Origin of the sequence: Curtobacterium sp. UCD-KPL2560, from assembly GCF_001705035.1 — a bacterium.
GTDB lineage: Bacteria > Actinomycetota > Actinomycetes > Actinomycetales > Microbacteriaceae > Curtobacterium.
Genome location: NZ_MCIG01000017.1, coordinates 1 through 24,296 on the forward strand (window position 1 = coordinate 1; position 24,296 = coordinate 24,296).

Annotated in this window: 28 protein-coding genes; 20 read left to right on the top strand and 8 right to left on the bottom strand. The window is 70.8% G+C overall.

The window, feature by feature from the left end:
- Positions 1–123: 123 nt before the first annotated feature.
- A complete protein-coding gene (locus BEP24_RS06355) occupies positions 124–2,088 on the top strand; it encodes a M13-type metalloendopeptidase (RefSeq protein ID WP_065961579.1) in 1,965 nt (654 codons plus the stop codon).
- Positions 2,088–3,098: a serine hydrolase gene (locus BEP24_RS06360; RefSeq protein WP_083230148.1), complete on the top strand. Its 1,011-nt coding sequence runs from the start codon at positions 2,088–2,090 to the stop codon at positions 3,096–3,098. Before BEP24_RS06355 ends, BEP24_RS06360 begins: the two co-directional genes overlap by 1 nt.
- A gap of 104 nt (positions 3,099–3,202) precedes the next feature.
- Here BEP24_RS06360 and BEP24_RS06365 read toward each other — a convergent pair whose 3' ends face one another.
- The gene (locus BEP24_RS06365) at positions 3,203–3,871 is read right to left on the bottom strand and encodes a DUF4232 domain-containing protein (protein WP_065961511.1); all 669 of its coding nucleotides are present in this window, start codon (positions 3,869–3,871) and stop codon (positions 3,203–3,205) included.
- Positions 3,872–3,979: 108 nt separating this feature from the next.
- Here BEP24_RS06365 and BEP24_RS06370 point away from each other — a divergent pair, with 108 nt between their 5' ends.
- The gene (locus BEP24_RS06370; RefSeq protein ID WP_065961514.1) at positions 3,980–4,258 is read left to right on the top strand and encodes a hypothetical protein; all 279 of its coding nucleotides are present in this window, start codon (positions 3,980–3,982) and stop codon (positions 4,256–4,258) included.
- Positions 4,259–4,284: 26 nt separating this feature from the next.
- Here BEP24_RS06370 and BEP24_RS06375 read toward each other — a convergent pair whose 3' ends face one another.
- Both BEP24_RS06375 and BEP24_RS06380 read right to left on the bottom strand, forming a co-directional pair.
- Positions 4,285–4,683: an NUDIX domain-containing protein gene (locus BEP24_RS06375; RefSeq protein ID WP_216093113.1), complete on the bottom strand. Its 399-nt coding sequence runs from the start codon at positions 4,681–4,683 to the stop codon at positions 4,285–4,287.
- Positions 4,684–4,712: 29 nt separating this feature from the next.
- Positions 4,713–6,032, bottom strand: coding sequence for a glutamyl-tRNA reductase (locus BEP24_RS06380; protein ID WP_065961585.1), 1,320 nt, complete (start codon positions 6,030–6,032; stop codon positions 4,713–4,715).
- A gap of 89 nt (positions 6,033–6,121) precedes the next feature.
- On the opposite strand from BEP24_RS06380, the gene hemE reads away from it, so the two are divergent.
- The 14 genes from hemE to BEP24_RS06450 all read left to right on the top strand — a co-directional run bounded on the left by hemE (position 6,122) and on the right by BEP24_RS06450 (position 17,862).
- Positions 6,122–7,276 (top strand): uroporphyrinogen decarboxylase, encoded by a 1,155-nt coding sequence (hemE, locus tag BEP24_RS06385; RefSeq protein WP_216093114.1) that lies wholly within the window; start codon positions 6,122–6,124, stop codon positions 7,274–7,276.
- Entirely contained in the window at positions 7,273–8,631 is a 1,359-nt protein-coding gene (locus BEP24_RS06390) for an FAD-dependent oxidoreductase (protein WP_253181610.1), read from the top strand. The genes hemE and BEP24_RS06390 overlap by 4 nt, the downstream gene beginning before the upstream one ends.
- 97 nt (positions 8,632–8,728) lie before the next feature.
- A complete protein-coding gene (locus tag BEP24_RS06395) occupies positions 8,729–8,983 on the top strand; it encodes a hypothetical protein (protein ID WP_065961589.1) in 255 nt (84 codons plus the stop codon).
- Positions 8,980–9,411, top strand: coding sequence for a phage holin family protein (locus BEP24_RS06400; RefSeq protein WP_065961518.1), 432 nt, complete (start codon positions 8,980–8,982; stop codon positions 9,409–9,411). Before BEP24_RS06395 ends, BEP24_RS06400 begins: the two co-directional genes overlap by 4 nt.
- 106 nt (positions 9,412–9,517) lie before the next feature.
- A complete protein-coding gene (locus BEP24_RS06405; protein ID WP_065961519.1) occupies positions 9,518–9,748 on the top strand; it encodes a DUF3618 domain-containing protein in 231 nt (76 codons plus the stop codon).
- A gap of 70 nt (positions 9,749–9,818) precedes the next feature.
- On the top strand, positions 9,819–10,571 hold the full coding sequence (gene hemQ / locus BEP24_RS06410; RefSeq protein ID WP_083230149.1) for a hydrogen peroxide-dependent heme synthase: 753 nt from the start codon (positions 9,819–9,821) through the stop codon (positions 10,569–10,571).
- Positions 10,568–11,806, top strand: coding sequence for a ferrochelatase (locus BEP24_RS06415; protein ID WP_171898742.1), 1,239 nt, complete (start codon positions 10,568–10,570; stop codon positions 11,804–11,806). Before hemQ ends, BEP24_RS06415 begins: the two co-directional genes overlap by 4 nt.
- Before the next feature lie 71 nt (positions 11,807–11,877).
- Complete coding sequence (gene hemC, locus BEP24_RS06420; RefSeq protein ID WP_065961595.1) at positions 11,878–12,879, top strand: hydroxymethylbilane synthase; 1,002 nt, start codon at positions 11,878–11,880, stop codon at positions 12,877–12,879.
- Positions 12,880–12,969: 90 nt separating this feature from the next.
- Positions 12,970–13,776 carry a uroporphyrinogen-III synthase gene (locus BEP24_RS06425; protein ID WP_065961521.1) on the top strand — a complete coding sequence of 269 codons (807 nt, stop codon included), beginning with the start codon at positions 12,970–12,972 and terminating at the stop codon, positions 13,774–13,776.
- Positions 13,773–14,828 carry a porphobilinogen synthase gene (gene hemB, locus BEP24_RS06430; RefSeq protein WP_290439175.1) on the top strand — a complete coding sequence of 352 codons (1,056 nt, stop codon included), beginning with the start codon at positions 13,773–13,775 and terminating at the stop codon, positions 14,826–14,828. The genes BEP24_RS06425 and hemB overlap by 4 nt, the downstream gene beginning before the upstream one ends.
- A complete protein-coding gene (gene hemL, locus BEP24_RS06435; protein ID WP_065961523.1) occupies positions 14,825–16,183 on the top strand; it encodes a glutamate-1-semialdehyde 2,1-aminomutase in 1,359 nt (452 codons plus the stop codon). Before hemB ends, hemL begins: the two co-directional genes overlap by 4 nt.
- Before the next feature lie 44 nt (positions 16,184–16,227).
- Positions 16,228–16,587: a hypothetical protein gene (locus tag BEP24_RS17810; RefSeq protein WP_065961525.1), complete on the top strand. Its 360-nt coding sequence runs from the start codon at positions 16,228–16,230 to the stop codon at positions 16,585–16,587.
- Entirely contained in the window at positions 16,587–16,913 is a 327-nt protein-coding gene (locus BEP24_RS06445; RefSeq protein ID WP_065961527.1) for a hypothetical protein, read from the top strand. The genes BEP24_RS17810 and BEP24_RS06445 overlap by 1 nt, the downstream gene beginning before the upstream one ends.
- Before the next feature lie 37 nt (positions 16,914–16,950).
- The gene (locus BEP24_RS06450; protein ID WP_065961529.1) at positions 16,951–17,862 is read left to right on the top strand and encodes a hypothetical protein; all 912 of its coding nucleotides are present in this window, start codon (positions 16,951–16,953) and stop codon (positions 17,860–17,862) included.
- Positions 17,863–17,954: 92 nt separating this feature from the next.
- On the opposite strand, the gene BEP24_RS16515 is transcribed toward BEP24_RS06450, so the two are convergent.
- Genes BEP24_RS16515 through BEP24_RS06465 form a run of 3 tightly spaced genes read right to left on the bottom strand, consistent with a single transcriptional unit; the run spans position 17,955 to position 19,818 of the window.
- The gene (locus BEP24_RS16515; protein ID WP_083230150.1) at positions 17,955–18,422 is read right to left on the bottom strand and encodes an HIT domain-containing protein; all 468 of its coding nucleotides are present in this window, start codon (positions 18,420–18,422) and stop codon (positions 17,955–17,957) included.
- On the bottom strand, positions 18,419–19,273 hold the full coding sequence (locus tag BEP24_RS06460; RefSeq protein ID WP_083230151.1) for a macro domain-containing protein: 855 nt from the start codon (positions 19,271–19,273) through the stop codon (positions 18,419–18,421). Before BEP24_RS06460 ends, BEP24_RS16515 begins: the two co-directional genes overlap by 4 nt.
- Positions 19,273–19,818: a TIR domain-containing protein gene (locus BEP24_RS06465; protein WP_366556880.1), complete on the bottom strand. Its 546-nt coding sequence runs from the start codon at positions 19,816–19,818 to the stop codon at positions 19,273–19,275. The genes BEP24_RS06460 and BEP24_RS06465 overlap by 1 nt, the downstream gene beginning before the upstream one ends.
- Positions 19,819–20,462: 644 nt before the next feature.
- Here BEP24_RS06465 and BEP24_RS17815 point away from each other — a divergent pair.
- The 3 genes from BEP24_RS17815 to BEP24_RS06480 all read left to right on the top strand — a co-directional run bounded on the left by BEP24_RS17815 (position 20,463) and on the right by BEP24_RS06480 (position 21,852).
- Positions 20,463–20,915 carry a toll/interleukin-1 receptor domain-containing protein gene (locus BEP24_RS17815; RefSeq protein WP_216093115.1) on the top strand — a complete coding sequence of 151 codons (453 nt, stop codon included), beginning with the start codon at positions 20,463–20,465 and terminating at the stop codon, positions 20,913–20,915.
- 14 nt (positions 20,916–20,929) lie between these two features.
- Positions 20,930–21,190, top strand: coding sequence for a hypothetical protein (locus BEP24_RS06475; protein WP_065961535.1), 261 nt, complete (start codon positions 20,930–20,932; stop codon positions 21,188–21,190).
- 221 nt (positions 21,191–21,411) lie between these two features.
- Positions 21,412–21,852 (top strand): hypothetical protein, encoded by a 441-nt coding sequence (locus tag BEP24_RS06480; RefSeq protein ID WP_141693381.1) that lies wholly within the window; start codon positions 21,412–21,414, stop codon positions 21,850–21,852.
- Positions 21,853–22,088: 236 nt separating this feature from the next.
- On the opposite strand, the gene BEP24_RS06485 is transcribed toward BEP24_RS06480, so the two are convergent.
- Entirely contained in the window at positions 22,089–22,901 is an 813-nt protein-coding gene (locus BEP24_RS06485; protein ID WP_065961539.1) for an AAA family ATPase, read from the bottom strand.
- A complete protein-coding gene (locus BEP24_RS06490) occupies positions 22,901–24,295 on the bottom strand; it encodes a Mu transposase C-terminal domain-containing protein (protein WP_065961540.1) in 1,395 nt (464 codons plus the stop codon). Before BEP24_RS06490 ends, BEP24_RS06485 begins: the two co-directional genes overlap by 1 nt.
- Position 24,296: the final 1 nt, after the last annotated feature.

Here is a 24,296-nt window from a genome sequence, read left to right on the forward strand (position 1 = left end):
CTCCGCGACCTCGCGCGGCCACGGCCCCCGGCGAGCGACACCCACCCCGCCGCCGACCCCGCGACCCCGCGCGAGCACGGCTCGCTCCGCACCCGTGGACGCACCGTGACTATCGTGGAACGCATGACCGACGTCGCACGTAGCTCCGGGATCCACACCGACGAACTCGACACCGCGGTCCGCCCGCAGGACGACCTCTACCGCCACGTCAACGGCTCGTGGATCGCCGCGACACCGATCCCCGACGACAAGGCCCGGTACGGCTCGTTCACGGTCCTCGCCGAGGCCGCCGAGGAAGCGGTCCGCGCGATCGTCGAGCGCTCGCAGCAGGCCGCCCCGGGCACCGAGGAGCGCAAGGTCGGCGACCTCTACACGTCCTTCATGGACGAGCACCGCCTCGAGGAGCTCGGCACCGGCCCGATCGACCCGCTGCTCGGCGAGGTCGACGCGGTCGAGACGCCCGACGACGTCATCCGCCTGGTGGGTCGCTTCGAGCGGCTCGGGCTGCCCGGCTTCGTGCAGCTCTTCGTCGACAACGACCCGGGCGACCCCGAGTCGTACGTCGTCTTCCTCGAGCAGTCCGGCCTCGGCCTGCCCGACGAGTCCTACTACCGCGAGGAGCGCTTCGCCGACATCCGTGCGAAGTACCGGGAGTTCGTCGCCGCGATGTTCCCGCTCGCCGGGTTCGCCGACGCCGCGGACCGCACCGACGACGTGATCGCGCTCGAGAAGGCGCTCGCCGCGGTGCACTGGGACAACGTCGCGACCCGGGACAGCCAGAAGACCTACAACAAGATGCCGTGGCACGAGGTCGCGGTGCTCGCCGAGGGCGCCGACCTGCACCTCTGGTGGGAGGCGATCGGCGCCCCGGCCGGCGCGTTCGAGACCGTCGTGGTCCGCGAGCCGTCCTTCGTGACCGGCCTCGCCGAGCTCCTGCGCTCGCAGCCGGTGTCGGCCTGGAAGAACTGGCTGCGCTGGCAGGTGATCCGCGGTTCCGCGGCCTACCTGACGACCGCGCTCTCGGCGACGAACTTCTCGTTCTACGGGACGGCTCTCACCGGTGCCCCGAAGCAGCGCGAGCGGTGGAAGCGCGGCGTCTCGCTCGTCGAGGGCGCGATGGGCGAGGCCGTCGGTCGGATCTACGTGCAGGAGCACTTCGACGAGACCTCGAAGGCGAAGATGGACGACCTCGTCGCCAACCTCGTCGAGGCCTACCGTCAGAGCATCACGGCCCTCGACTGGATGACCGACGAGACCCGTGCCCGTGCGCTCGACAAGCTCCACAAGTTCACGCCGAAGATCGGGTACCCCGTGCGGTGGCGCGACTACTCCGCACTGACCGTCGACCCGGAGGACCTGCTCGGCAACGTCCGGGCCGTCGCGTCGTTCCAGGTGGACCGCGAGCTCGGCAAGATCGGCAAGCCGATCGACCGCGACGAGTGGTTCATGACGCCGCAGACGATCAACGCGTACTACAACCCGGGCTTCAACGAGATCGTGTTCCCCGCGGCGATCCTGCAGTTCCCGTTCTTCGACGCCGACCGCGACGCCGCCGCGAACTACGGGGCCATCGGTGCGGTCATCGGGCACGAGATCGGCCACGGCTTCGACGACCAGGGCTCGCAGTACGACGGCGACGGCCGGCTCGAGAACTGGTGGACCGAGGCCGACCGCGCCGCGTTCGAGGAGCGCACGAAGGCCCTGATCGCGCAGTACGACGCCCTCGTCCCGACCGAGGTGCCCGACGGCCACGTCAACGGTGCCCTGACGATCGGCGAGAACATCGGCGACCTCGGCGGCCTGTCGATCGCGTGGAAGGCGTACCTGCTCTCGCTCGACGGCCAGGAGCCGCCGGTCGTCGACGGCCTGAGCGGTGCCGAGCGCTTCTTCCTCAGCTGGGCGCAGGCCTGGCGCATGGCGATCCGTCCGGAGGAGGCCGCGCGCCTGCTCTCGATCGACCCGCACTCGCCGACGGAGTTCCGTTGCAACCAGGTCGTCCGCAACATCGACGGCTTCTACGAGGCCTTCGGCGTCACGGAGCAGGACGCGATGTACCTCGACCCCGCCGAGCGCGTCGCCATCTGGTGATGACCGAGCCCGACGGGCCGCCCGCCCCCGAGCACGCCGACCAGCCCGGACACCGGTCCGACCCCTCGGCCGCCCCGGGCCCGGTCGCACCACGCCGTCCGCGTCGCCGACACCAGGTCGGCGACGCGGACGGCGCGCGTGCGCGCGGCGGACGGCACCGCGGCGGCGTGGACGAGCGCTTCGGGGCCACCCTGGAGGCGCTGGGCACGATCGCACGTGAGGGTGCGTCCGTCAGCGCCTCCGTGATCGACACCTCGACGGGCCGCGCGCTGCTGGCGGTCGACGACACGCTCGTGCTGCCGGCGGCGAGCCTGGGCCGCGTGCTGCTGCTCATCGAGACCGCGGTGCAGCTCGAGGACGGCCGCCTGCACGGCGACCGGTTGCAGCGCATGGCCAGGGACACCGCGACCGGCGCCGGTCTGTGGCAGTTCCTGCAGGAGCCGACGATGCAGGTCCCGGACCTGGCGACCCTCGTCGGTGCGACGGCGGACTCGTGGGCGATGAACGCGCTGCTGTCCACCGTCGGCATCGACGCCGTCCGTCGTCGTGCCGAGGCGCTGGGCATCGAGCGGACCGCCCTGATCGACCGGGTCCGCGACCGCCGCGGACCGGACGACGCCCCGGACGCCTCGGTGGCCCCGACCGGTGAGCTGAGCTGGCTGATGCGGGGGCTGGCGCTCGGCGAGGTCGTCGACGAGGCGGTCTCGAACCGGGTGCTCGGGTGGCTGTCCCTCGCGAGCGACCTGTCACTCGTCGCGGGCTCCTTCGGACTCGACCCGCTGGCGCACCGCGCGCTCGACCACGGGCTGCAGGCGGTCGTGGTGACCGGTTCGTCGACCGGTGTCCGGGCGGAGGCGGGCATTCTCCGCGGGCCGGGGTCGTCGGTGAGCTACGCCGTCGCGGTCACGTTCGACGACGCCTCGCTGCAGCGGCGCCTCGCGGTGGTCGAGGCCCTGCGGACGATGGGCACCGAGGTGCTCGAGGCCGTGCACGCCCCGTCGTACCGCTGACGCGCTCCTCGGGACCACGCGGCGCGGGCCCGATGCGCCCACGCGGTGCCGCCCGGTGCGACCCCGTGACGCAGCGATCCGTCCGGCCGCCGGGGCCACCCGGGTCAGTCGGTCGCCTGCCCCTCGGGCACGAGCCCCTGCACCTGCAGCAGGGCCGCCGACGCCGACGCGCACGCCGTGTACCCGCTGGCCGGCACGAACAGCGACGCCGTCGACCCGGGCGGGTACACGCGGAACCCGTCTGCGGCGGTCGGCGTGCACTCCGACGGCGGGTAGTCCTGCGCGTTCGCGATCTTCAGCGGCGCGACGGCCGTCTGCCCGGGCTGCAGGGTGACCGTGGGGTGCGCCGAGGACCGGTCCTGTCCTGCGGCGGCACCGATCTGGGCGCCGTCGCCGTCCCCGACGAAGGAGACGCCCGGCCAGCCCTGCAGGGTGCACGCCGCGGAGCCGGTGTTCCGCAGGGTCAGGTGGATGATCGTGCTGCCCGCGGCCCCGCCGCTGCCCGCCGCGGTCCCGCCGGCGAGCGACGCGGTCGTGCACCGACCGTCCCCGGCGGCGCTGCCCCCGCCAGCCCCGCTCGCGGGCGTCGCGGCTGCGGAGCCCGCGTTCGACGTGGGGACGGCGGACGACGGGTCACCCGAGGCCCTGGGGCTGCTCGACGGGCTGACCGTGCCGACCGGCGGCGTGGTGTCGGCCGAGCACCCGGCCAGACCGACGACGGCGAGCAGCCCCACGGCGGCGAGGGCGGTGTGCTGGACGATCCCGTGACGCATGGCCCCACGCAACACCCGCTCCGGGGGACACGTCTCGGTGAGCGTCCAGCCGCGCCGAGGATGCTCGCGGGGAACACCAGCCAGCACCACGAGCGACGGAGGTCGGACATGGCAGGCAAGCACGAGCAGGCACGCGGCGACGAGGGCCGGGCGGACGGGGTCGAGACCCACGCCGGCGCCTACACGGACAGCGTCATCCCGGGCGACGAGCACGTCACCTCGACGGAGCCCGCCGGCGAGTTCGTCTCGAGCGACATCCCCGGCGACGACCGTCCCGAGGGTGCGGGCGGCGCCGACGCGGGCGAGTACGTCGAGTCGGACATCCCCGGCGAGGCCGAGCCGACGCCGTCGGGCGAGACCGGCCACTACGTCGACAAGGACCAGTAGCAGCCGGACTCCTCGGACCGAGGAGTTCAGTCCACCAGGCCGGCGGCGACCAGCCGGCGGAGCGTCTCGACGCCCGCCGGCGGGCACCGGTCCGCGTCTGCCGAGGTGACCCACTCCACCTCGTCGACCTCTGCGGAGGCGACGGGCGAGGCGGAGTCGGTCGCGCCTCCGGGCCGGACCAGGAAGAGCGCCATCGCGACCATCGTGCCGGGCGCCTGCCCGTGCGCGGGTTCGGTGACGGTGCCGAACGGCTCGACGTCGGACGGCTCCAGGCGCAGGCCGGTCTCCTCGTGGGCCTCGCGCAGCGCGGCCTGCACGTCGCTCTCGTGCGGCTCCGCCTTGCCGCCGGGCAGGTAGAGCACGTCGCGCGCCCGCGCGCGCACCATGAGCACGCGTCGGTCGCGGACCAGCAGCACCGCGCTCACGCGCAGCGTGGGCGGACCGGCCTGGAGGCTCAGCTCGCGTCCGCCTCGTCGTTACGGTCCGACGCGGCCCGCTCGGGCGCGGTGCGCTCCGCGAGCGGCACGACGGGGGACGGCACCCCCGCCTCGGGCTCGGGGCGCACACCGTAGAGGGCGTCGAGCGCGCCGACGAACTCCTCGCCGCGTCCGGCGCGGCCGAGCTCCCGGGCGCGGACCGAGGGGCGGTGCAGCAGGACGCCGACGAGGTGCCGGAGCGCGCGCTCGGTCTGCTCGAGCGACTCCGGGTCGGTGTCCCGGCGCTTCGCCCGCTCGATCTCGTCGTCGAGGATGTCGAACACGTGCTTGCGGAAGGCCACGAGCGCGGGGGTGGTCGACTGTTCCAGGGCTTGGGCGCGGAAGCGGGACACGGCGTCGTCGACCATCGCGCGGGCCTCGGACTCGGCGTTCAGCTCGGCGATCGGCGCGTGGATGCTGATCGTCTCGAGGTCGAGGAGCTCGACGCCGTCGACGGCCGCGGCGTCGGGGTCGACGTTGCGGGGGAGCCCGAGGTCGATGACGATGCGGCGCACGCCGTCGTCGAGGTCGGCGGGTTCGACGACCGGGACCTCGCTGGACGTGCACGTGATGACGACGTCGCTCGCGGCGATCGCCTGGCGCAGGTCGGTCGCGGCGACGAGGTCGTGCTTCGCGGCGAACCACGGCGCGCGGCCCGACGGCGAGAAGACCTGGATGTGCACGGCGCCGCGGTCGCGCAGGGCGGCGATGGTCGTGGCGGCGTAGCTGCCGGTGCCGACGAGCAGCACCCGGGTGCGCGCCCAGTCGGTGATCCGGGACGAGGCGAGCTCGAGGCCGAGGCGCACGAGCGAGCGCCCGGCGGCACCGATGCGGGTCCGGGTCTTGACGCCCCGGGACGTGTGCGCGGCCTCCTGGAAGAGCCGCTCGAGCTCCGAGGTGGTGGTGCCGTTCGCGCGAGCGTCCTCGAGCGCGCGCCGGACCTGGCCGGAGATCTCGGTCTCGCCGACGACGACCGACTCGAGGCCGCTCGACACCGCGAACAGGTGCTGCACGAGGTCCTTGCCCCCGAGCACCTGGACGGAGCCCGCGACCTCGGCGGGCACGAGGTCGCTGGCGGTGGCGACGGCGTCGACGGTGGCCGACACGGCGGAGTCGCGGTCGTCCCCCGCGATGTCGAGGTAGGCCTCGAAGCGGTTGCAGGTGGCGAGGACGACGGCCCCGTCGAGCACGTCGGAGTCCGTCACGAGACGGCTCGCGGCGGTCGGTGCGCCGATGCTCAGTCGCTCCAGGAGGTCGAAGCTGGCGTTGCGGTGCGACGCCGTGAGACAGATGAGCACGTCTTCCATCGTAACCCGCGATCGCTCCACGGGCTGTTCGCTGACCGCGTGCTCATGGACACCCTCGCCTCCGATGGGAGAATCGTCCGGTGACCGACGCGCCGACCTCCGCCCTGCCCGACACCCACCCGCTCGTGACCGGTCGGACCGCGCAGTCGCCGCTCGTCCGGGCGCTGCGCGGGGACCGGCCGGAGACGCTGCCGGTGTGGTTCATGCGCCAAGCCGGTCGGTCGCTGCCGGAGTACCGCGACCTGCGCGTCGGCACCGCGATGCTCGACGCGTGCCTCGACCCGGCGCTGGCCTCCGAGATCACGCTCCAGCCGGTCCGGCGGCACGGGGTCGACGCGGGCATCTTCTTCAGCGACATCGTCGTGCCGATCAAGCTCGCGGGCGTCGACGTCGAGATCGTCCCCGGCCGCGGTCCGGTGCTCGGCTCCCCGATCCGCACGGCCGCCGACGTGGCCGCCCTCGCACCGCTCGAGCCGGACGCCCTCGCGCCGATCACCGAGGCCGTGCAGCGCACCGTCGAACAGCTCGGCGACACCCCGCTGATCGGCTTCGCGGGCGCGCCCTTCACCCTCGCCGCCTACCTCGTCGAGGGTGGCCCGTCGAAGGACCACATCCGCGCCCGCACGCTCATGCACGCCGACCCGGAGACCTGGGCGCGCCTGCTCGACTGGGCCGCCGGCGTCTCCGGGGCCTTCCTCCGCGCGCAGGTCACCGCCGGCGCCTCGGCCGCGCAGCTGTTCGACTCGTGGGTCGGGTCGCTCTCGCGCGCCGACTACGTCGCGTCGGTCGCCCCGCACTCGGCGACGGCCCTCGGGCACGTTGCCGACCTCGGCGTCCCGCGCATCCACTTCGGCGTCGGCAGCGGCGAGGTCCTGCACGAGATGACCACGCTCGGCGACCCGTCCGACACGGTCGCGGTGGACGCCGTCGGGGTCGACTGGCGCATCCCGCTCGACGACGCCGTCCGCCGCGTCGGCCCGGGCGTCACCCTGCAGGGCAACATCGACCCGCCGATGCTGTCGGCACCGTGGGCGGTGCTCGAGGCCCACGTGCGCGACGTCGTGCGCCGCGGCGGGGCGGCACGAGCGCACGTCGTCAACCTCGGGCACGGTGTGCCCCCGGAGACCGACCCGACCGTGCTCACGCGCGTCGTCGAGTTGCTGCACTCCCTCGGTGACGGCACGGGGCTGGACGACGGCACGGGGCTCGGCACCACGGAGGGGGCCGCAGCGTGACCGACGTCGTGGTGGTCGGCGGCGGGGTCGCCGGCCTCGTGGTCGCGAGGGACCTCGCGAAGGGCGGCGCGCACGTGGTGCTCGTCGAGGCCGGGGACCGGCTCGGCGGGATGCTCCGCCGGCACACCGTCGCGGGGCTCGACCTCGACATGGGCGCGGAGTCGTTCGCGACCCGGACCGACGCCGTCGCGCGGCTCGCGACCGAGCTCGGCCTCGGGAACGACGTCGTGTCGCCGGACCCGCGCGGTGCGTGGCTGATGACCCGCGACGGCCGGACCGCCCCGATCCCGCAGACCGGGTTCCTCGGCATCCCCGGCACCCCGATGGCCGCCGACGTGCTCGCCGTGGTCGGCCAGCGCGGGGGGCTGCGTGCCCAGATGGACGCGCTCCTGCCCTCGCCGGTCGGTGCGAAGGCGTCCTCGCTCGGCGAGCTCGTGCGCCGGCGGATGGGCGACCGCGTGCTCGACGACCTGGTCGTGCCCGTGGCCGGCGGGGTCTACTCGACGCACCCGGACCAGCTCGACCCCGACCGTGTCGCCCCCGGGCTCCGGTCCGCCCTGCAACGCGAGGGGTCGCTCGCCCGCGCCGTCCTCGCCATGCGGGCCAAGGCGACGGCGGGCTCGGCCGTGCAGGGCATCCGCGGCGGCATCGTCCGCCTGGTCGACGAGCTCGTGGCCGACACCGAGACGTACGGCATCGAGGTCCGTCTGCACACCCGGGCGGTCGCCGTCGAGCGGAACGCCGTCGAGGTGGTCGGGCCCGACGGCACCCGCGAGCGCCTCCCCGCGCAGCACGTGCTGTCCTCGACCGCCGACCCCGCGCGCACGGCCGCGCCGGACCGCACCGGGATCGAACTCGTCACGCTCGTGGTCGACCAGCCCGAGCTCGACGCCGGACCGCGCGGCACCGGGATGCTCGTCCACCCCGAGGCCCGCGACGTCGCCGCCAAGGCCCTCACCCACGCGACCGTGAAGTGGCCGTGGCTGGCCGAGGCCGCCGCCGGGCGCCACGTGCTCCGACTCAGCTACGCGACCGCTCCGGAGACCGCACCCGGTGCCCGTGGCGAGGAGACGGCGGGCGGGACCGGCGCGCCCGAGCCGGGGACGAGCCTCCCGGTCGACCCCACGGACGCGACCGGCACCCGCGCCACCCGCGACGCCACCGCCCTGCTCGGCGTGCCCGTCACGCCGGACCGCGTGCTCGGCGCAGCGCGCGTCCGCTGGTACGGACCGGACCTCACCGCGGCGGGCCTCGCCGAGGGGGTCGTCGGCATCGGCGAGACGACCTCCGGCCGCGGGCTCGCGGGCATCGTGCAGGCGGCCCGGGCGTCGGCTGCGCGCCTCCTGGATTCCTGAGCGGACCGGAGACCGGCCGAGGGCTACTGTGGTGGGACGCCGGACGTATTCCGATCGGCGCATGACACCGCACACCGAAACCTCGGAGGAACCGCACATGCGAGGCAAGCTCCTTTTCGTCGCCGGCGCCGCACTCGGGTACGTCCTGGGATCGCGAGCCGGACGGGCGCGGTACGAGCAGATCAAGACCGTCAGCGGCAAGGTCTGGAACAGCGACGGAGTCCAGAAGGGCGTGCACGTCGCCGAGGACTTCATCCAGGACAAGACCCCGGACGTCGCCGAGTTCGTCGGCGAGCAGACCAAGAAGGTCGTCCGCAAGGTCGCCCAGAAGAAGGACAGCAAGACCTCATGACCGACACCCGCGACCGCCGGTCGCGCTCGCTGTTCGGTCTGGTGGGGGACGTCCCGAAGCTGGTCAAGAACCTCGTCAAGGGCGAGATCGACCTGCTCAAGGCCGAGCTCATCGGCAAGGCGAAGATCATCGGGCTCGCAGCGGGTCTGCTCATCGGCGCACTCGTCATCGTCCTGTACGCGATCGGCGTGCTCCTGACCGCCGCCGTGATGGGTCTGGCGACCGTGATACCCGCGTGGCTGGCGGCGCTGCTGCTCGCCGTCGTGATGCTGATCGTCGCCGGGATCCTCGGCTTCGTCGGCTGGAAGCGGTTCCAGAAGGCGCTGCCCCTGACGCCGAAGCGCACGATCGACAGCGTGAAGGACGACGTCAACGCGGTGAAGGGCCTCGGCAACAAGCCCGCGGCCGCCGACCGCAAGCGGTCCTGACCGCGGACCGCAGGCGCTCCCGCCCGCCGACCGCGACCGCGGTCTCCGACGCCGTCGACCGCACGCGGTCCCGAGCACCCCGACCAGCACCACCGACGGAGGAACCGTGACCGACCACCACGACGACCTGGAGCACCGCGTCGCCGCGACGCGAACCCAGCTCTTCGAGACGCTCGACGCCATCGAGGACAAGCTCAACGTCCCGAAGCAGCTCGGCATCGCCGCGTCGAAGGTCAAGCAGGGCATCGACGAGAAGCCGGTGCCCTACCTGGCCGGGCTCGCAGCCGGGGTGGCGGTGGTCGGGAGTATCGTCGCAGTGGTGCTCCGACGGCGGTAGACCGCCCATCGGTGGTCCTCCGTCCGCGGCAGCCCAGCCACGACCCAGGCAACCGACAGGACGAGGAACCATGAGCTCCGACGTGCACCAGTCGACGCAAGAGACCGCGTCGCACGAACCCGCGCACGAGACCGACCCCGCTTCGGGCATCGACCCGAACCTCCTCACGGCGTACGCCCTCTGGGCGGTGTTCCGCCGGCCGCTCGGTCCGGTGCACCGCGTCGGTGACGACGCCGTGGCCGAGCTGGACGCGGTCGTGGCCCGTGCCGCCGAGCGCGGGGTCACCGTCCGCGGCTTCTACGACGTCTCCGGCTTCCGCGCCGACGCCGACGTCATGGTGTGGCTGCACGGCGACGACGCCCAGGCGATCCAGGCCGTGCTGCGCGAGGTCCGCCGCACGGGGCTGTTCCAGGACGCCGAGCCGGTCTGGCACGTGATGGCCATGCACCGCGAGGCCGAGTTCAACAAGCGCCACACCCCCGCCTTCCTGCGCGGCAAGGACCCCGAGGCCTGGATCACGGTGTACCCGTTCGTCCGGTCCTTCGAGTGGTACCTCCTGCCGGAGGAAGAACGCTCGAAGATGCTCCGCGACCACGGCATCGCCGGCGCGAAGTACCGCCGCGTGCTGACGAACACCATCGCGACCTTCGCCCTGAGCGACTACGAGTGGATCCTGCCGCTCGAGAGCCCCGAACTCGTCGACCTCGTCGACCTCATGCGCGACCTGCGCTACACCGAGGCGCGCCTGCACGTGCGCGAGGAGGTCCCCTTCTTCACCGGTCGTCGCGTGACGACCGCCGAACTGCCGGAGGTGCTGTCGTGACCGACACCAGCCAGATCTCGAACGGGCGGGGCACGGTCCTCGCCGCGACGCCCGCCGCGGCCGACGGACCCGAGCACGTCGAGGTCCCGACCGCGTACGACGCCATCCTGCTCGCCGGCTTCGGCGGACCGGAGGGCCAGGACGACGTCATCCCGTTCCTGCGCAACGTCACCCGCGGCCGGGGCATCCCGGACGAGCGGCTGGAGGAGGTCGCGCACCACTACCGCCACTTCGGCGGCGTCAGCCCGATCAACGCGCAGAACCGTGCGCTCAAGGCGGCGCTCGAGGCCGAGCTGGCGAAGCGCGGCATCGACATGCCGGTGCTGTGGGGCAACCGCAACTGGGCGCCCTACCTCGAGGAGGCCTTCACCGAGGCCGCCGACAAGGGGTACACGAAGCTCGTCGCGATCGCAACGAGCGCGTACTCGTCGTTCTCGAGCTGCCGCCAGTACCGCGAGGACTACGCGCGGGTGCTCACCGAGACCGGCCTGATCGACACGATCCAGGTCGACAAGGTCCGGCAGTTCTTCGACCACCCGGGCTTCGTCCGTCCGTTCGTCGACGGCGTGCGCGACGGCATGGCCCGCGCGATCGCCGAGAACGAGGGGCTCGACGTCGCGACCGAGCTCCGCATCCTGTTCTCGACGCACTCGATCCCGTCGACCGACGCCGCGAAGTCCGGCCCGGACCACCGCGGCTTCGACGAGCACGGCGCGTACGAGGCGCAGCACCTCGCGGTGGGCGAGGTCGTCCTCGAGCAGGCGTGGAACGAGCTGCTCGAGCAGCCCGAGCACGCCCACCTGCGCGGCACGTCCAAGCCCGGCTGGAAGCTCGTCTACCAGTCGCGTTCGGGCCCCCCGACGCAGCCGTGGCTCGAGCCGGACATCAACGACTACATGAACGAGGAGCTCAAGGGCGGCCCGACCCGCGCCGTGCTCATCGTCCCGCTCGGCTTCGTGAGCGACCACATGGAGGTCATGTGGGACCTCGACGAGGAAGCCACCGAGACCGCCGGCGAGCTCGGCTTCTGGTCGCTCCGCACCCAGACGCCCGGCGTCGACCCGGCGTACGTGTCGGGGCTCGTCGACCTGGTGCTCGAGCGCGTGAACGGGACGCCGAAGAGCGAGCGCCCGCACCTGACCGACATCGGCCCCTGGTACGACGTGTGCCGTCCGGGCTGCTGCGAGAACGTCCGCGCCGGGTTCAAGCCCGCCGCGGCCGGCGTCGCCCCGTGACGGACCCGGACCGCACAGCGCCCGAGCCCGCCGACGGCCCGGCGTCGGCGGCAGCGCCGACCGACGGCCCGGTGCCGATCCGGCTCGGCACCCGTGCCAGCCGGCTCGCGGTCGCGCAGTCGCAGGACGTCGCCGACCGCCTGGCGAAGGCGGCCGGCCGTCCGGTCGAGCTCGTGACCGTGACGAGCGAGGGCGACGTGAACCGTGCGTCGCTCGCGAGCCTCGGCGGGACGGGCGTGTTCGCCAGTGCCCTGCGCGAGGCGCTCGTCGCGGGCGAGGTCGACGTGCTCGTGCACTCGCTCAAGGACCTCCCGACCGCGCCGTACGAGGGGCTGACGATCGCGTCGGTGCCGAAGCGCGCCGACGCCCGGGACGTCCTGGTCGCGCGGAACGCCGGGACGATCGACACGCTCCCCGAGGGCGCGAAGGTCGGCACCGGGTCACCGCGCCGGGTCGCGCAGCTCAGGGCGAAGCGCCCCGACCTCGACGTCGTCGACATCCGCGGCAACATCGACACCCGGCTCGGTCGGGTGGACGACGACCTCGACGCGGTCGTGCTCGCCGCCGCCGGTCTCGGCCGGATCGACCGGCTCGACGCCGCGACCGAGCTGCTCGACCTGGGCTTCTGGCCGAGCGCACCCGGTCAGGGCGCGCTCGCGGTCGAGATCCGCAGCGACGAGACCGACAAGGGGCTCCTCGCGGCGCTCCGGAAGCTCGACCACGCCCCGACGCGCCTCACGGTGACGGCCGAGCGTGAGGTCCTCGCCAAGCTCGAGGCGGGCTGCTCCGCTCCGATCGGTGCGACCGCGGTCGTGGACGCCGAGCTCCTGCTCGTCTCCGCGACGGTCTACCGCCCCGACGGCGCCGAGTACCGCACCGCGTCGCACGCCGCGCACCTCGACGGCTCCGCGCAGGACCGCCTCGACGAGGCCCTCGCCGTCGCCGGACGCGTGGCGGCCGAGCTGCTCGAGAACGGCGCCGCCGAGCTCGCGGACCTGGCATCCACGGTGTCCGACGCCCCCGCCGACGGCGAGCACTCGGCGGGCCCCGGCCTGGCGACACCCGCCGAGTAGGGGAGCACCACGGACGACACCGCTCGCGTCGCGGACGAGGCACGGCCACCGGTCGTCCTCGTCCCGCGCGGCGGTGCGTGGGGCGAGTCGGTGGCTCAGGCCGCCCGGTCCCGCGGACTCGAGCCGGTCGTCGTCCCGCTCATCACCGACGCACCGCCCGCCGACCCGGCAGCGCTCGACGCGGCGCTCGCCCGCCTCGGGGCAGTACCGGCCGCGCCCGCTGGCGAGGCCAGCGGACAGCGCGCTGACGGACCGCGCGACGACCCGGCCGGGAGGCGCGACGCGCCACCCACGGACCGCAGCGGACCCGACAGGGTCGCCACCGGTGCCCCCTGGCTCGTGGTGACCAGCGCGACGGCCGTGCGCGTGGTCGCCGGACGCGTGCCGCGCCTCCCGGCCGGGGTCCGCGTGGCCTGCGTCGGCGCGGCGACCGCACGGGCCGCCCGCGCGGCGGGCTGGCCCGTCGACCTGGTGCCCGAGGACGAGTCCGCGGCCGGCCTCGTCGCCGCGTTCCCCGCCGACGCCGGACCCGTCCTGACCCCCCGGTCGGAGATCGCCGCGCCGACGCTCGTCGACGGCCTGCGCGCCCGCGGCCTCGCCGTGTCGGAGGTGGTCGCGTACCGTACCGTGGGGACGGGGGACGACCCGCTCGTCCTCACCCCACCACCGGACGCCGTGCTCGTGACGAGCGGGAGCGTCGCCGACCAGGTCGTCCGCCGGATGACCCCCCTCGACCCGCGCACGCGCATCGCGTGCATCGGACCGTCCACCGCCGACGCCGCGCGTGCCGCCGGACTGCCCGTGCACGTCGTCGCCCGCAGCCGGTCCGCCGAAGCCCTCCTCGACGCCGTCGTCGAGACCCTCCACCCGAACCCCAGAACAGGAAGGTCATCGTGACCGGACGCTTCCCCCAGGTCCGCCCCCGTCGGCTCCGCGCCACCCCCGCCATGCGGCGGCTGGTCGCCGAGACGCGGCTCCACCCCGCGGAGCTCGTGCTGCCGATGTTCATCCGCGAGGGGGCGACCGACGCGATCGACATCTCGAGCATGCCGGGCGTGCAGCAGCACTCCCTCGACTCGTTCCGCCGAGCGCTCACCGAGGCCGCGGAGCAGGGCGTCGGTGGCGTGAACCTGTTCGGCGTGCCCACCGCGAAGGACGCAGTGGGCTCCGGCGCGACCGACCCGGACGGCATCCTCAACGTGGCGATCCGGATCGCGAAGGAAGAGGTCGGCGACGCCCTCGTCGTGCAGTCCGACCTGTGCCTCGACGAGTTCACCGACCACGGCCACTGCGGTGTCCTGGCGGCCGACGGCTCGGTCGACAACGACGGCACGCTCCTGCGCTACCGGGACATGGCCGTCGCCCAGGCCGAGGCCGGCGCCGAGCTCGTCTGCATGAGCGGCATGATGGACGGTCAGATCGCCGCCGCCCGCGACGCCCTCGACACCGCCGGGCACAGCGGCACCGCACTGCTCGCGTACTCCGCCAAGTACGCGTCGGCGTTCTACGGCCCCTTCCGCGAGGCCGTCGCGTCCACGCTGCAGGGCGACCGCCGCACGTACCAGATCGACGCCGCCGACGGACGGCAGGGTCTCCGCGAGGTCCTGCTCGACATCGAGGAGGGCGCCGACATCGTCATGGTGAAGCCCGCGATGAGCTACCTCGACGTGCTCGCCCGCACCGCCGACGTCTCCGAGGTCCCCGTGTGGGCGTACCAGATCTCGGGCGAGTACGCGATGATCACCGCGGCGGCGCAGAACGGCTGGATCGACCGCGACGCCGCGGCGATGGAGGCCCTCGTCGGCATCAAGCGTGCCGGTGCGGACGCCATCCTCACCTACTTCGCGGTGGACATCGCGCGGAAGCTCAACCAGGAGGCCGGCCTGCGCACGTCCGGCAGCACCGCGGCGGTGTCCGGCGTCGCCTCGACCGGGAAGGCACCCGAATGACCACCAGCACCAGCACCAGCACCGCCACGACGAACGACGAGCTGTTCGGTCGCGCGAAGGCGAGCATCCCCGGGGGCGTGAACTCCCCGGTCCGCGCGTACGGCTCGGTCGGCGGGACCCCGCGGTTCCTCACCGCCGCGAAGGGCGCGTACGTGACCGACGCCGAGGGGCGCGAGTACGTCGACCTCGTCGCATCGTGGGGCCCCGCGATCCTCGGGCACGCGCACCCGGGCACGGTCGAGGCCGTGCAGCAGGCCGCCGCACGCGGGCTGTCGTTCGGGGCGTCCACCCCGGGCGAGACCGAGCTCGCCGAGCTCGTGCGGCAGCGGGTGCAGGTCGACGGCGACGGGCCGATCGAGAAGCTCCGCATGGTGTCGACCGGCACCGAGGCGACGATGACCGCGATCCGGCTGGCCCGCGGGTACACCGGTCGCGACCTGCTCGTGAAGTTCGCCGGGCACTACCACGGCCACTCGGACTCCCTGCTGGCCGAGGCCGGCTCGGGCGTCGCGACGCTCGCCCTCCCGGGCAGTGCCGGCATCACCGCCGAGACCGCGGCGCAGACCCTCGTGCTGCCGTACAACGACCTCGACGCCGTCCGTGCCGCGTTCGACGAGCACGCGGAGCGCATCGCCGCGGTGATCGTCGAGTCGGCCGCAGCGAACATGGGCGTGCTCGCGCCGGAGCCCGGCTTCAACCGTGCGCTCGCGGAGATCACGCGTGCGCAGGGTGCGCTGCTCATCGTCGACGAGGTCCTCACCGGCTTCCGCGTCGGCCCGGCCGGGTGGTGGGGGCTCGAGGCCGCCGGCACCGTCCCCGAGGGCACCGGGTGGAAGCCCGACCTCGTCACGTTCGGCAAGGTGATCGGCGGCGGCATGCCCCTCGCCGCGCTCGGCGGTCGCCGCGAGGTGATGGACTTCCTCGCCCCGCTCGGGCCGGTGTACCAGGCGGGCACGCTGTCCGGGAACCCGCTCGCCGTCGCCGCCGGCACCGCGACGCTCCGTGCGGCGACACCCGAGGTGTACGCGCGCCTCGACCGCACCGCGGCGACGATCGCCGAGGCGACCAGCGCAGCGCTGTCCGCCGAGGGGGTCGCCCACACCGTGCAGCACGCCGGGAACCTGTTCTCGTTCGCGTTCCTCGACGAGGCCCCGCGGAACTACGACGACGTCCGGGCGCAGGAGGCGTTCCGGTACGCGCCGTTCTTCCACGCGATGCTCGACGCCGGGGTCACCCTGCCGCCGAGCGTGTTCGAGGCGTGGTTCGTCACCGCGGCGCACGACGACCGGGCCGTCGGCCGGGTGCTCGACGCGCTGCCCGCCGCCGCGAAGGCCGCGGCCGCCGCGACGGCGTAGCTCGCAGGCCGGGTCGGCCCGCGCGTCGTCGCGTCCGGCCCGACATGCATGACAGCACCGTCCTGACCTACCTCGCCTGGCTCTCCCTCCGCTCCGGCTCTCGTGACATTGCCGCCGCGTTGCGCTCCGTGGCGATCGACACCGGCGTCCCCTCGAGCACCGTCGACCGCTCCCTCCGCCGTCTCCACGCTGCCGGATGGGCCCCGATGAACCCGAACGGCACCGAGCGCACCGACGCGGGGGAGTACTTGGCGGAGTACCCGCTGATCGCCCCGCTCCAATCCATCGTCTACGAGCGGAAGGCGTACCGCGACGTGATCGGCGAAGGACTCGGCGTGGTCGAGTGGAACAACCCGAAGGCTCGCTCTGAGGTCCAGGAGCTTGCAGGAGAGGTGATCGCGTAATGGCCATCAAGGAGCGGACCCCGCTGACCGAGGAGGAGCGCGCCGCCAAGATCGCCGCATTCGGCGACGCGGCGACGCAGCACCCGGACGCTCCGGCCGAGACGCCGGGCCCCGCGTCGGCCGCGCGCGCTCCGCGGACGACGAAGCCTGCCCCGAAGGTGGACGCCGACAAGGACCTCGCCGACACCACCCTGATCCGTTGGCCGAAGGACAAGGAGCTGCAGATCGCCGTCGCGCAGATCGCGAAGGAGGAGCACCGCAGTAAGCACGCGATGAGCCTCCGGCTGCTCCGCCAGGGCGTCGACGCCTACCACGCGAAGCAGTAGCAGACCGATATCAGACTGACAGCGGTCCAATAGCGCTGTGACAAATCTCGACGTGCGCGACACCGTCCTCATGCGCCGCATGCCGTCGTCGCTGCAGCGGCGCGGGCAGACCGTCGCCGGCACCGCCGTCGACGTGCCCGGCCCGACGGCGCTCGAAGCCCGATCGTTCGCCCTCGACATCGAGCGCGTCATCGGCTCCAGCCTCCTACTGCTCGCCGACACGCTCCAAGAGCCCTACGCGCTCTGGCACGTTGAACGCGACCGCGACCTGATCCATAAGACACTGCACCTCGGCGCCGGCGTCTACGCCGCCACGAGCGCACTCACCACCCGCGATGACGAGCGCTCGGGCGGCACAACGATCGAAGCCGTTCGATGGGTTCACGCTGCCTACGCCCTTGCGGCCGAGACTCACTACGTCGAAGAGCTCATCGCCGAGCTCGCGCACCTTGTCGACCTCGCCAAGCTCGAAAAGAAGGTCACCCGGCAGCTTGAGGATGCGCGCCGCTACCTGGAGCGGGTCACACAAGACGAAGACGTGACCGGCTCCAGCCGCGACCGAATTCTCGACGACTACCGCAGCCGCCTCGCGCGCGCCGAAGCGCGGCGAGACCTCATTGACCACGTGCTCCGCGCTGCACACAGCCGCGACGACCTTGCTGTCTCCGCCGCCCGGCTGCTGTTCGGGACCCTCGAGCAGTACCACCGCGTCATCGCTCCGCTCGCACGCGACGCGTTCCAGCACACATGCGTGCGCCACTGGATCGACGCCTACCGCGACGCCGTCCGCCGCGGCGAGCAAGAGTCAGTGGAGTTCGCCGACTACCCAGTCCCCACCGGCGACCGCCTACCCCGACACGTCCGGCTCACGATCGACGACATCGACGCAGCCCTCGACGGAAACCCCGGCCCGCTCATCGCCCCGCACCTCGAAGCCGATCGGTCATGAGTCGGACAGCTAGCTGCTAGACGCCCGCGTTCAGAATTCTGGACACTCAGGTGTGTGCCATTTGGCGGCGCTCAGCCGCCAGCGGCACGGCCTCAGATACTCGCTCTACGTCCGCGCCGATGCGGGATGTGTGGTGCTAGCTCTCGTCCGATGGTGAGGGCTTCTCCGAGGGTGACCTCGTTCGCGTCGCCGAGATTGGTTCCGCCCTCTGGGAGGGTTCCTGCGACATGGAAGTGCAGGTGAGGGATCACTTGATGCGCGGCCGTACCGTTGTTCTGCCACACGGCGATACCGGGACGTTGGTACGTGCGGTCGATCGTGGCCGCCGCGTCCCGGACTGCAAGCATGAGGTCTTCCGCATCAGAGTCCCCGAGGTCGAGCAGCGTCGAGACATGTCGTGTGGGAATCACCAGGAGGTGCCCGATGCCGCGTTGTTCTTGAGTGACTAAGACGGCGATCCGAGGCTCCGTCCAGAGGATGGCGTACGGACGTGTGCCACCGAGGTAGGAGCAGAACGCGCAGCTATCAACCTCGGGGAGTTGCAGTGCTGAATCGTTCATGAGGGCCTCAAGGAATTCAAGAAGGCCTGTATTTCAAGATGGTCCAGGGAGTCGTACTCGTTCCTCGGCGCGACGATGACCAGCTCGTCGCAGATCTTCCGTGTGCGGGACGCGAGCATGAACGAGAGTGCGATGAACCGTACTGAGTCAGCCAGCGGCAACACTGAGGACAGCTTCGATTGGCCTCCGCCGATCATCGGCATGCACACGGGTCGTCCGTTGCTCTCGGCTCGGACAACCTTCCACAGCTCGCTGAGGCTGTTCCACACACCATCAGTCGTTGATGATGCGCTGCTCTTGTTGTCCATCCTTGTGTACGCCACTAGGAAGAAGCGGCGCGCGTTTTGACGAAGCGTGACGGTGGTTCCGAGCCGGTACCGCTCGGTCTTGCCATGCTTGCCAGCGACGGTTTCTACGGGGTCGATGGACGTCAGCTCGACGGCGATGTCACTATCCAGCTTGGGCAAGTCCCCATCGTAGATGCGATTGAGGAACTGCCCCTGCACACTACGCGGGTCGATGTGCGGCGGTGCCGTGTCGAATGTGTCGCTGGCGCCGATGACGAGGTGTGCTTCGTGCTGGTCGAACAGATCGCCTCGCACGAGCGAGATCTTTGTTGATGGGGACTGGTATCGAGTGGCGATAGGCCGTGGCCATGCTCGGGCAGCACCGTAGACCAGTGCGGCGATGATCCCAACCAAACCCATCCAGGGCCTACTAGTGAAGAAATCTGGGATGAACAGTGCGATGCCGCCGCCGACGGCGGCAAGCAGGCCGAAGAGAGCGAACGCTTGTGTTCCAAGGATCTTCCAGAACCGAGCAGTCCGGACATCCCGCAGGAACGGTTCCACTACAGCCCGAGACCGGTGTAGACGTGGTCCTTGTAGTAGTGAGGTCCTGTCTCACTCGACGTGCTGTACACGGGGGCGTAGTTGTCCAACGCGTACTTGATGATCGCTGGCTGGAAGGAGACGGACAGCGTGTAGTAGTCCGCGTCGAGCAGTGGCTTCGGGATGAAGTTCCGGTCGATGCGTCGATCACCGTCGATGTTGGCTACCACGACCGGCAGGTCGAACTCGGCCATGACCTTGACTTCGTGAGCAAGAAAAGACGAGCCGTTCGAGCCCTTACGCCGTGCGTCGGCGCTTCCGAGGAGGACAACCTGCTTGGCGTTCTTCATTCGTTCGCGAAGGTTGCGCTTGATCGTCTCGGGCTGGCTCGTGTCGAGTGAGACGAACAGGTCATGCGCGTCGTAGAAGTTGAAGTCGATGTTCTTGTTCTCTCGCCATGCTTCCATGAGCCGATAGGAGCGGATGTCTTCGCTGGCGAAGGCGACGTAGGTCTTGTTGCGGTAACTCATGGTGTCCTCGGGTTTCTCTATGTGAGGGCAATTCATATCATGTGCCCCCGACACGGACGTGGTTGCCGCGATCGCGCGTCAGCCTCACTGGCAACGAATGACTCTCGCAACCGTACGGTGGCGAGACGTATCGCAGTGCGGTCCACTCCCGCAAAGCAGACCCGGCGTTAACCGTCTCGCAGCCATGTCTCGCAGGAGTTCGGCGGCCCTCGCGTCGTGGTTGTCGGTTACGAGACAGGGCCGACGCGGCTCGCGAGTGTGAAGTGGATAGCGTCGTCGGCGGCTACAGGAACGCCGGTTCGGTATCCGGTAGCCGATCGGCTATCGAGACCGCTCGGTGTGTCTCCTCAGTGTCGGTTTCTGTGGATACGATCAGCGACATGTCTTACTGCACTGCGCCCGTTCGGGGTCACCGGTCCTCAGCAGCTGCAGCTGCATGCCCGTCGTGTGGATCTCGCGGACGGTACAGCAACTCGCCGCCGCGCCCGTACTCGCCCTTCCCGACTCCAGCCGCTGCGGCGCGGAGCAGCGCCGGCACCAGTCGCAGCAGCACCGGCGGGGGAGGGAGCCGGCGTACTGCCCGGCCGTCTTGGCAGCCGAGCACGTCTTCCGTCTCGTATACGGCACAGGAAGTGCGCGACCTAGAGTCCGTCCGAGCGGCAGTTGTTACGCGCACGCAGGTGCATGACGTGTTTCTCTGCCACGCGTGGCCGGATCGCCAGGCGGACGCGACGGACCTCTACGACTTGCTCCGTGGCGAGGAGGTGACGGTCTGGTTCAGCGAGGTCACACTCAAGCTCGGCACCGACATGTGGGTGGCCATCGACAACGGGCTCGCGACCTCGCGCATCGGAATCGTGCTCGTGACGCCGGCGATGCTCGACAAGCTTCGAACCGACCGCAGCGTGGCAAGCAGTGAACTCAGCGCACTGCTGCGCCGGAGCTTGTTGGTGCCTGTGCTGCATGGTGTGTCCTTCGAAGAGTTGGACCAGGTGAGCCCCATGCTTGCTTCGCGCGGTGGGCTGAGTACGAAGGAAGACTCGTGGGCGGTCGTCGCGGAGAAGATTGCCGAGCTTGTCGGTGAGCTCAACGGCGAAGAAGCTGACGCGCTGAGCTCGGCATCAACCAGCTGAGGGGGAAAGTAGACATGAACGAGTTTGAGGCGCAGGCTGTCGCGAGCACCATCTCGGAGGCGGCGCCCTTCCTCACGACGACGGTTGGGCGCATCCAGCACGACGACGAGAACCAGCGCAACGTCATGGTCGAGCTTGACGAATACACTGGCCTTCTCGTGCAAAAGGAGATTCGCTGGTCCGTCTCGGTCGTCGCTGTTGACACCGGACGTATCGAGCCGCAGTACGACTCCGAGCCCGCGGTAGCACCGACCGACACGGACGGGATCGCCTGAGAGGTCTTCAAGCTAGCGCGGCGGTTCTACTTCGGCGACTTCGGCATGGTTAGCGGGGTCGCAGACCCGTTCGGCCGGCGCGACCAGCTTGAGGCTGCGATCAAGGGCCTCGAGGAGTGAGCGACCCCTTCGCTTGGGTAGCTCCCGGAGCGTTCGGGCTCTCGGTGCTGTCGCTCGTTTTCCAGGGCGTCGGGCGCCTTCGAGGTCGGGCTCGGATCAGGGTGGCGATCGAAGGTAGCAACGGCGTCGAGGGCGAGTACGACGACGCCCAAGGCCGCGACGTACCGCGCAACTGGGCCGAGCTGCGGGTTATCGTCGAGAACCCAGGCTCTGTTCCGCTGTCGATCTATGACGTTGGCCTGTTCCACAGCGTGACGGACGACAACGAACGAAGCGCGGTCGTCGTTTCGTTGCGCAATGTCGAGAACTCCTGGAGCTGGACGCCGCAGGAAGGCAGCAAGCAACACGAGGACAAGTGGTCTGGGCCGAAGCTTCCGGCCGAGATCCCGGCGCTGGGTGTGCTCGAGTGGAAAATCAAAGACCCCACGACGCGCGGCTACGGCGACGACTTCTCGTGGCAGGGCTATGCAGAGCGCTACCGGGCCGGGCGGTCGCCGCGACGAGCGCTGTCGAAGGAGCGCTCGTCGCGGATCGAACCCTAGGTCAGTCGCGCCAGTTGTACCGACGCGGGATCGTCTTCCTGGAGTCCGTCGACCTTATGCCCAGCGGTCGCCGCATGTGTCTCACATAGGTGGTCCGCTGACGGTCTCGATGACGGTGCCTCAGACGGGCTGATGCGTCGTCAGAAACGATCGTTTCTGCGGGACCGAACGACGTGGTCGTCGACCTGTGAGCGGCACTGTCTCATGGCCCGGTTCTGCCATCGTTCTTTGGCTTGTTAGCTGACGCCAATGACGAGGGTGCTGCGGGCGGCTTCGATGACGTCGTTGGTGATGACGTCGAGTTCGTTGATGCGGAGCACGCGTTGGATCTGCGGGAGGAGTCGTTCAAGGAGGCGGAAGTTGCCGCGGGTGATCCGTTCGATGGCGGCGACGGCTTGGGCGTCGGTGAAGTCGTCGGGGTCGAGGGTGTGGCCGAGCTTTCGCCACTGGCGTTCGAGGACGAACAGCAGCTCGTCGTGGCCGAGTGGGCGGTACTGGTGTGCGAAGCCGAGACGGCTGTAGAGCTGTGGGTAGTGCGCGAATTGCTTCTCGATGCCGGGCATCCCGATCAAGATCAGCGCGGTGCCTGTGCGGTCGTACTGATCGCGGAGCCACTCGATCGCGGTGGCGGTGAGCCGTTCCGCTTCGTCGACGATGACGAGCTCGAGCTGGGACGGTGGTTGACCGTGGCGGTAGCTGACGGTGTGACCGATGAGTCGGAGGTGTTCCTCGACGAGGATGTTCGTGTGGCGTAGGTCGTAGTCGAGCTGGTCGCGAAGGGACCGCAGGGAAGCAGCGACCTGTGGCGTGTAGAAGACGGTGCGCGCTCGGTGTGCAGCGGCGTAGACCTTGAGGTCACTTTCGGCTCGAGGACCCCATTGCTTGATGAAGGGTCCGATGAGGTCCCAGTGTGCGTAGCGGCGGGCGGAAAGCGTCTTGCCGACGCCAGCGGCGCCGAAGCAGATTCCGATGGTCTGTTGCTTGCGAACGGCGTCGGCGAACTCCGTGAACCGACGGTGTTCCTTGGTGACGACGAACTGGTTGGGCATCACTGGTCCTCCTCGTAGGTACGGAGCCTCCGTCGGCGCTGCTGAGATACGGGCTCGGATGGTGGCTCCTGCGCCAGCGGATGTTCGACGACAGCGATGCGTTCTTGGATCTGTCCGCGGAGGGCTCGGCGGTGCGCGTTTCTCGCTGCCTGAATCTGTTTGAGGGAGATGGTTTCGCTCTGGTGTTCTGGGTTGACTGCGGTGCAGAGGTAGGTGTTGCGGTGGAACACGCGGATCTCGGTGATGTCCCGTGGGTCGTAGCGGATCGTCACCGTCGCCCCGACGAACGGTGCCAGTGTTGGTGACGTGTAGCGAAGGCCCTGGAAGCGGATGCCATCGCGTTGCACGACCCGGGACGCCGGAACCGTCAGCAGGAACCCGTCGAGCTGTTCGAGGGAGTCGGGCATGCGGGGCAGCCAGCCGCCAGCGATCCATGCGTCCACTGGGGACTGTTTCGTTTCCCGGTGGACGCGAGTGTTGTAGCGGCCTATGAACGCCAGGACAGCCGCATCGAGGCTGGCGAGGTCGAGGACTGGTGACGGAGCGGACATCCTCTGAGTGAGGTGGCCGGGCAGACCGGCGAGCAGCTCAGTGTTCACGGTGCCGAAGAACCGCTCAATCTTCCCGCGGCCCTGCGGTCGACCGACTGCGGAGTGCACGATTCGAAGGTGCAGTGCCCCGGCTGTTGCACTGAGCCGGTGGCTCGTGAAGTCGGACCCATGGTCGACGTAGAGCACATCGGGGATGCCACAGACGGGCCAATCAGGTTGGACCTTATGCCAGATCGCCTGCCGAAGTGCGAGCGCGGTGTTCGCCGCCGATGGCGCACCGAGGAACGCCAGGTACCCGCACACGGCTCGGGAGTAGTCGTCGAGGATGACGGTCAGCCAAGGACGAGCCGGCCTCCCGTCCGGGCCGACAATCAGGATGTCGAGCATCGTGTGATCGGCCTGCCAGACCGCGTTCGGCTGGTCCGCTCGACGCCGGAGGAGCAGCTCGTGTTTATCCCGGTACGACGCCGGCCCGTCGAGCGCCAGGGTCACCATCCCGGGGTCGAGAGCGCGCACGATGTTCTGCACGGTCGAGTACGACGGTGCATCGGCGTCGCGGCCGGCGCAGTGCTCGACCAGGCGCCGGTGGATGGTGGCGATCGAAGGTCGTGGCCGGGTCAGGGCCAGCGCCTCAACCAGAGCCACGAGATCCGGCGATGTGCGCCTGACCCCACGGTCCAGGCGAACACTGTCGGAGAGCGCGTCGTAGCCGCCTGTTCGGTAGCGGGCGAGCCACCGCGTCAGGGTCCGACGCGGCACACCCGTTGTGCGGACGAGCTCGGCAAGCGGAATCGCGTCATCGACATGCAGTCGAAGGATTCGCCACCGCTCGTCCGCGTCCATG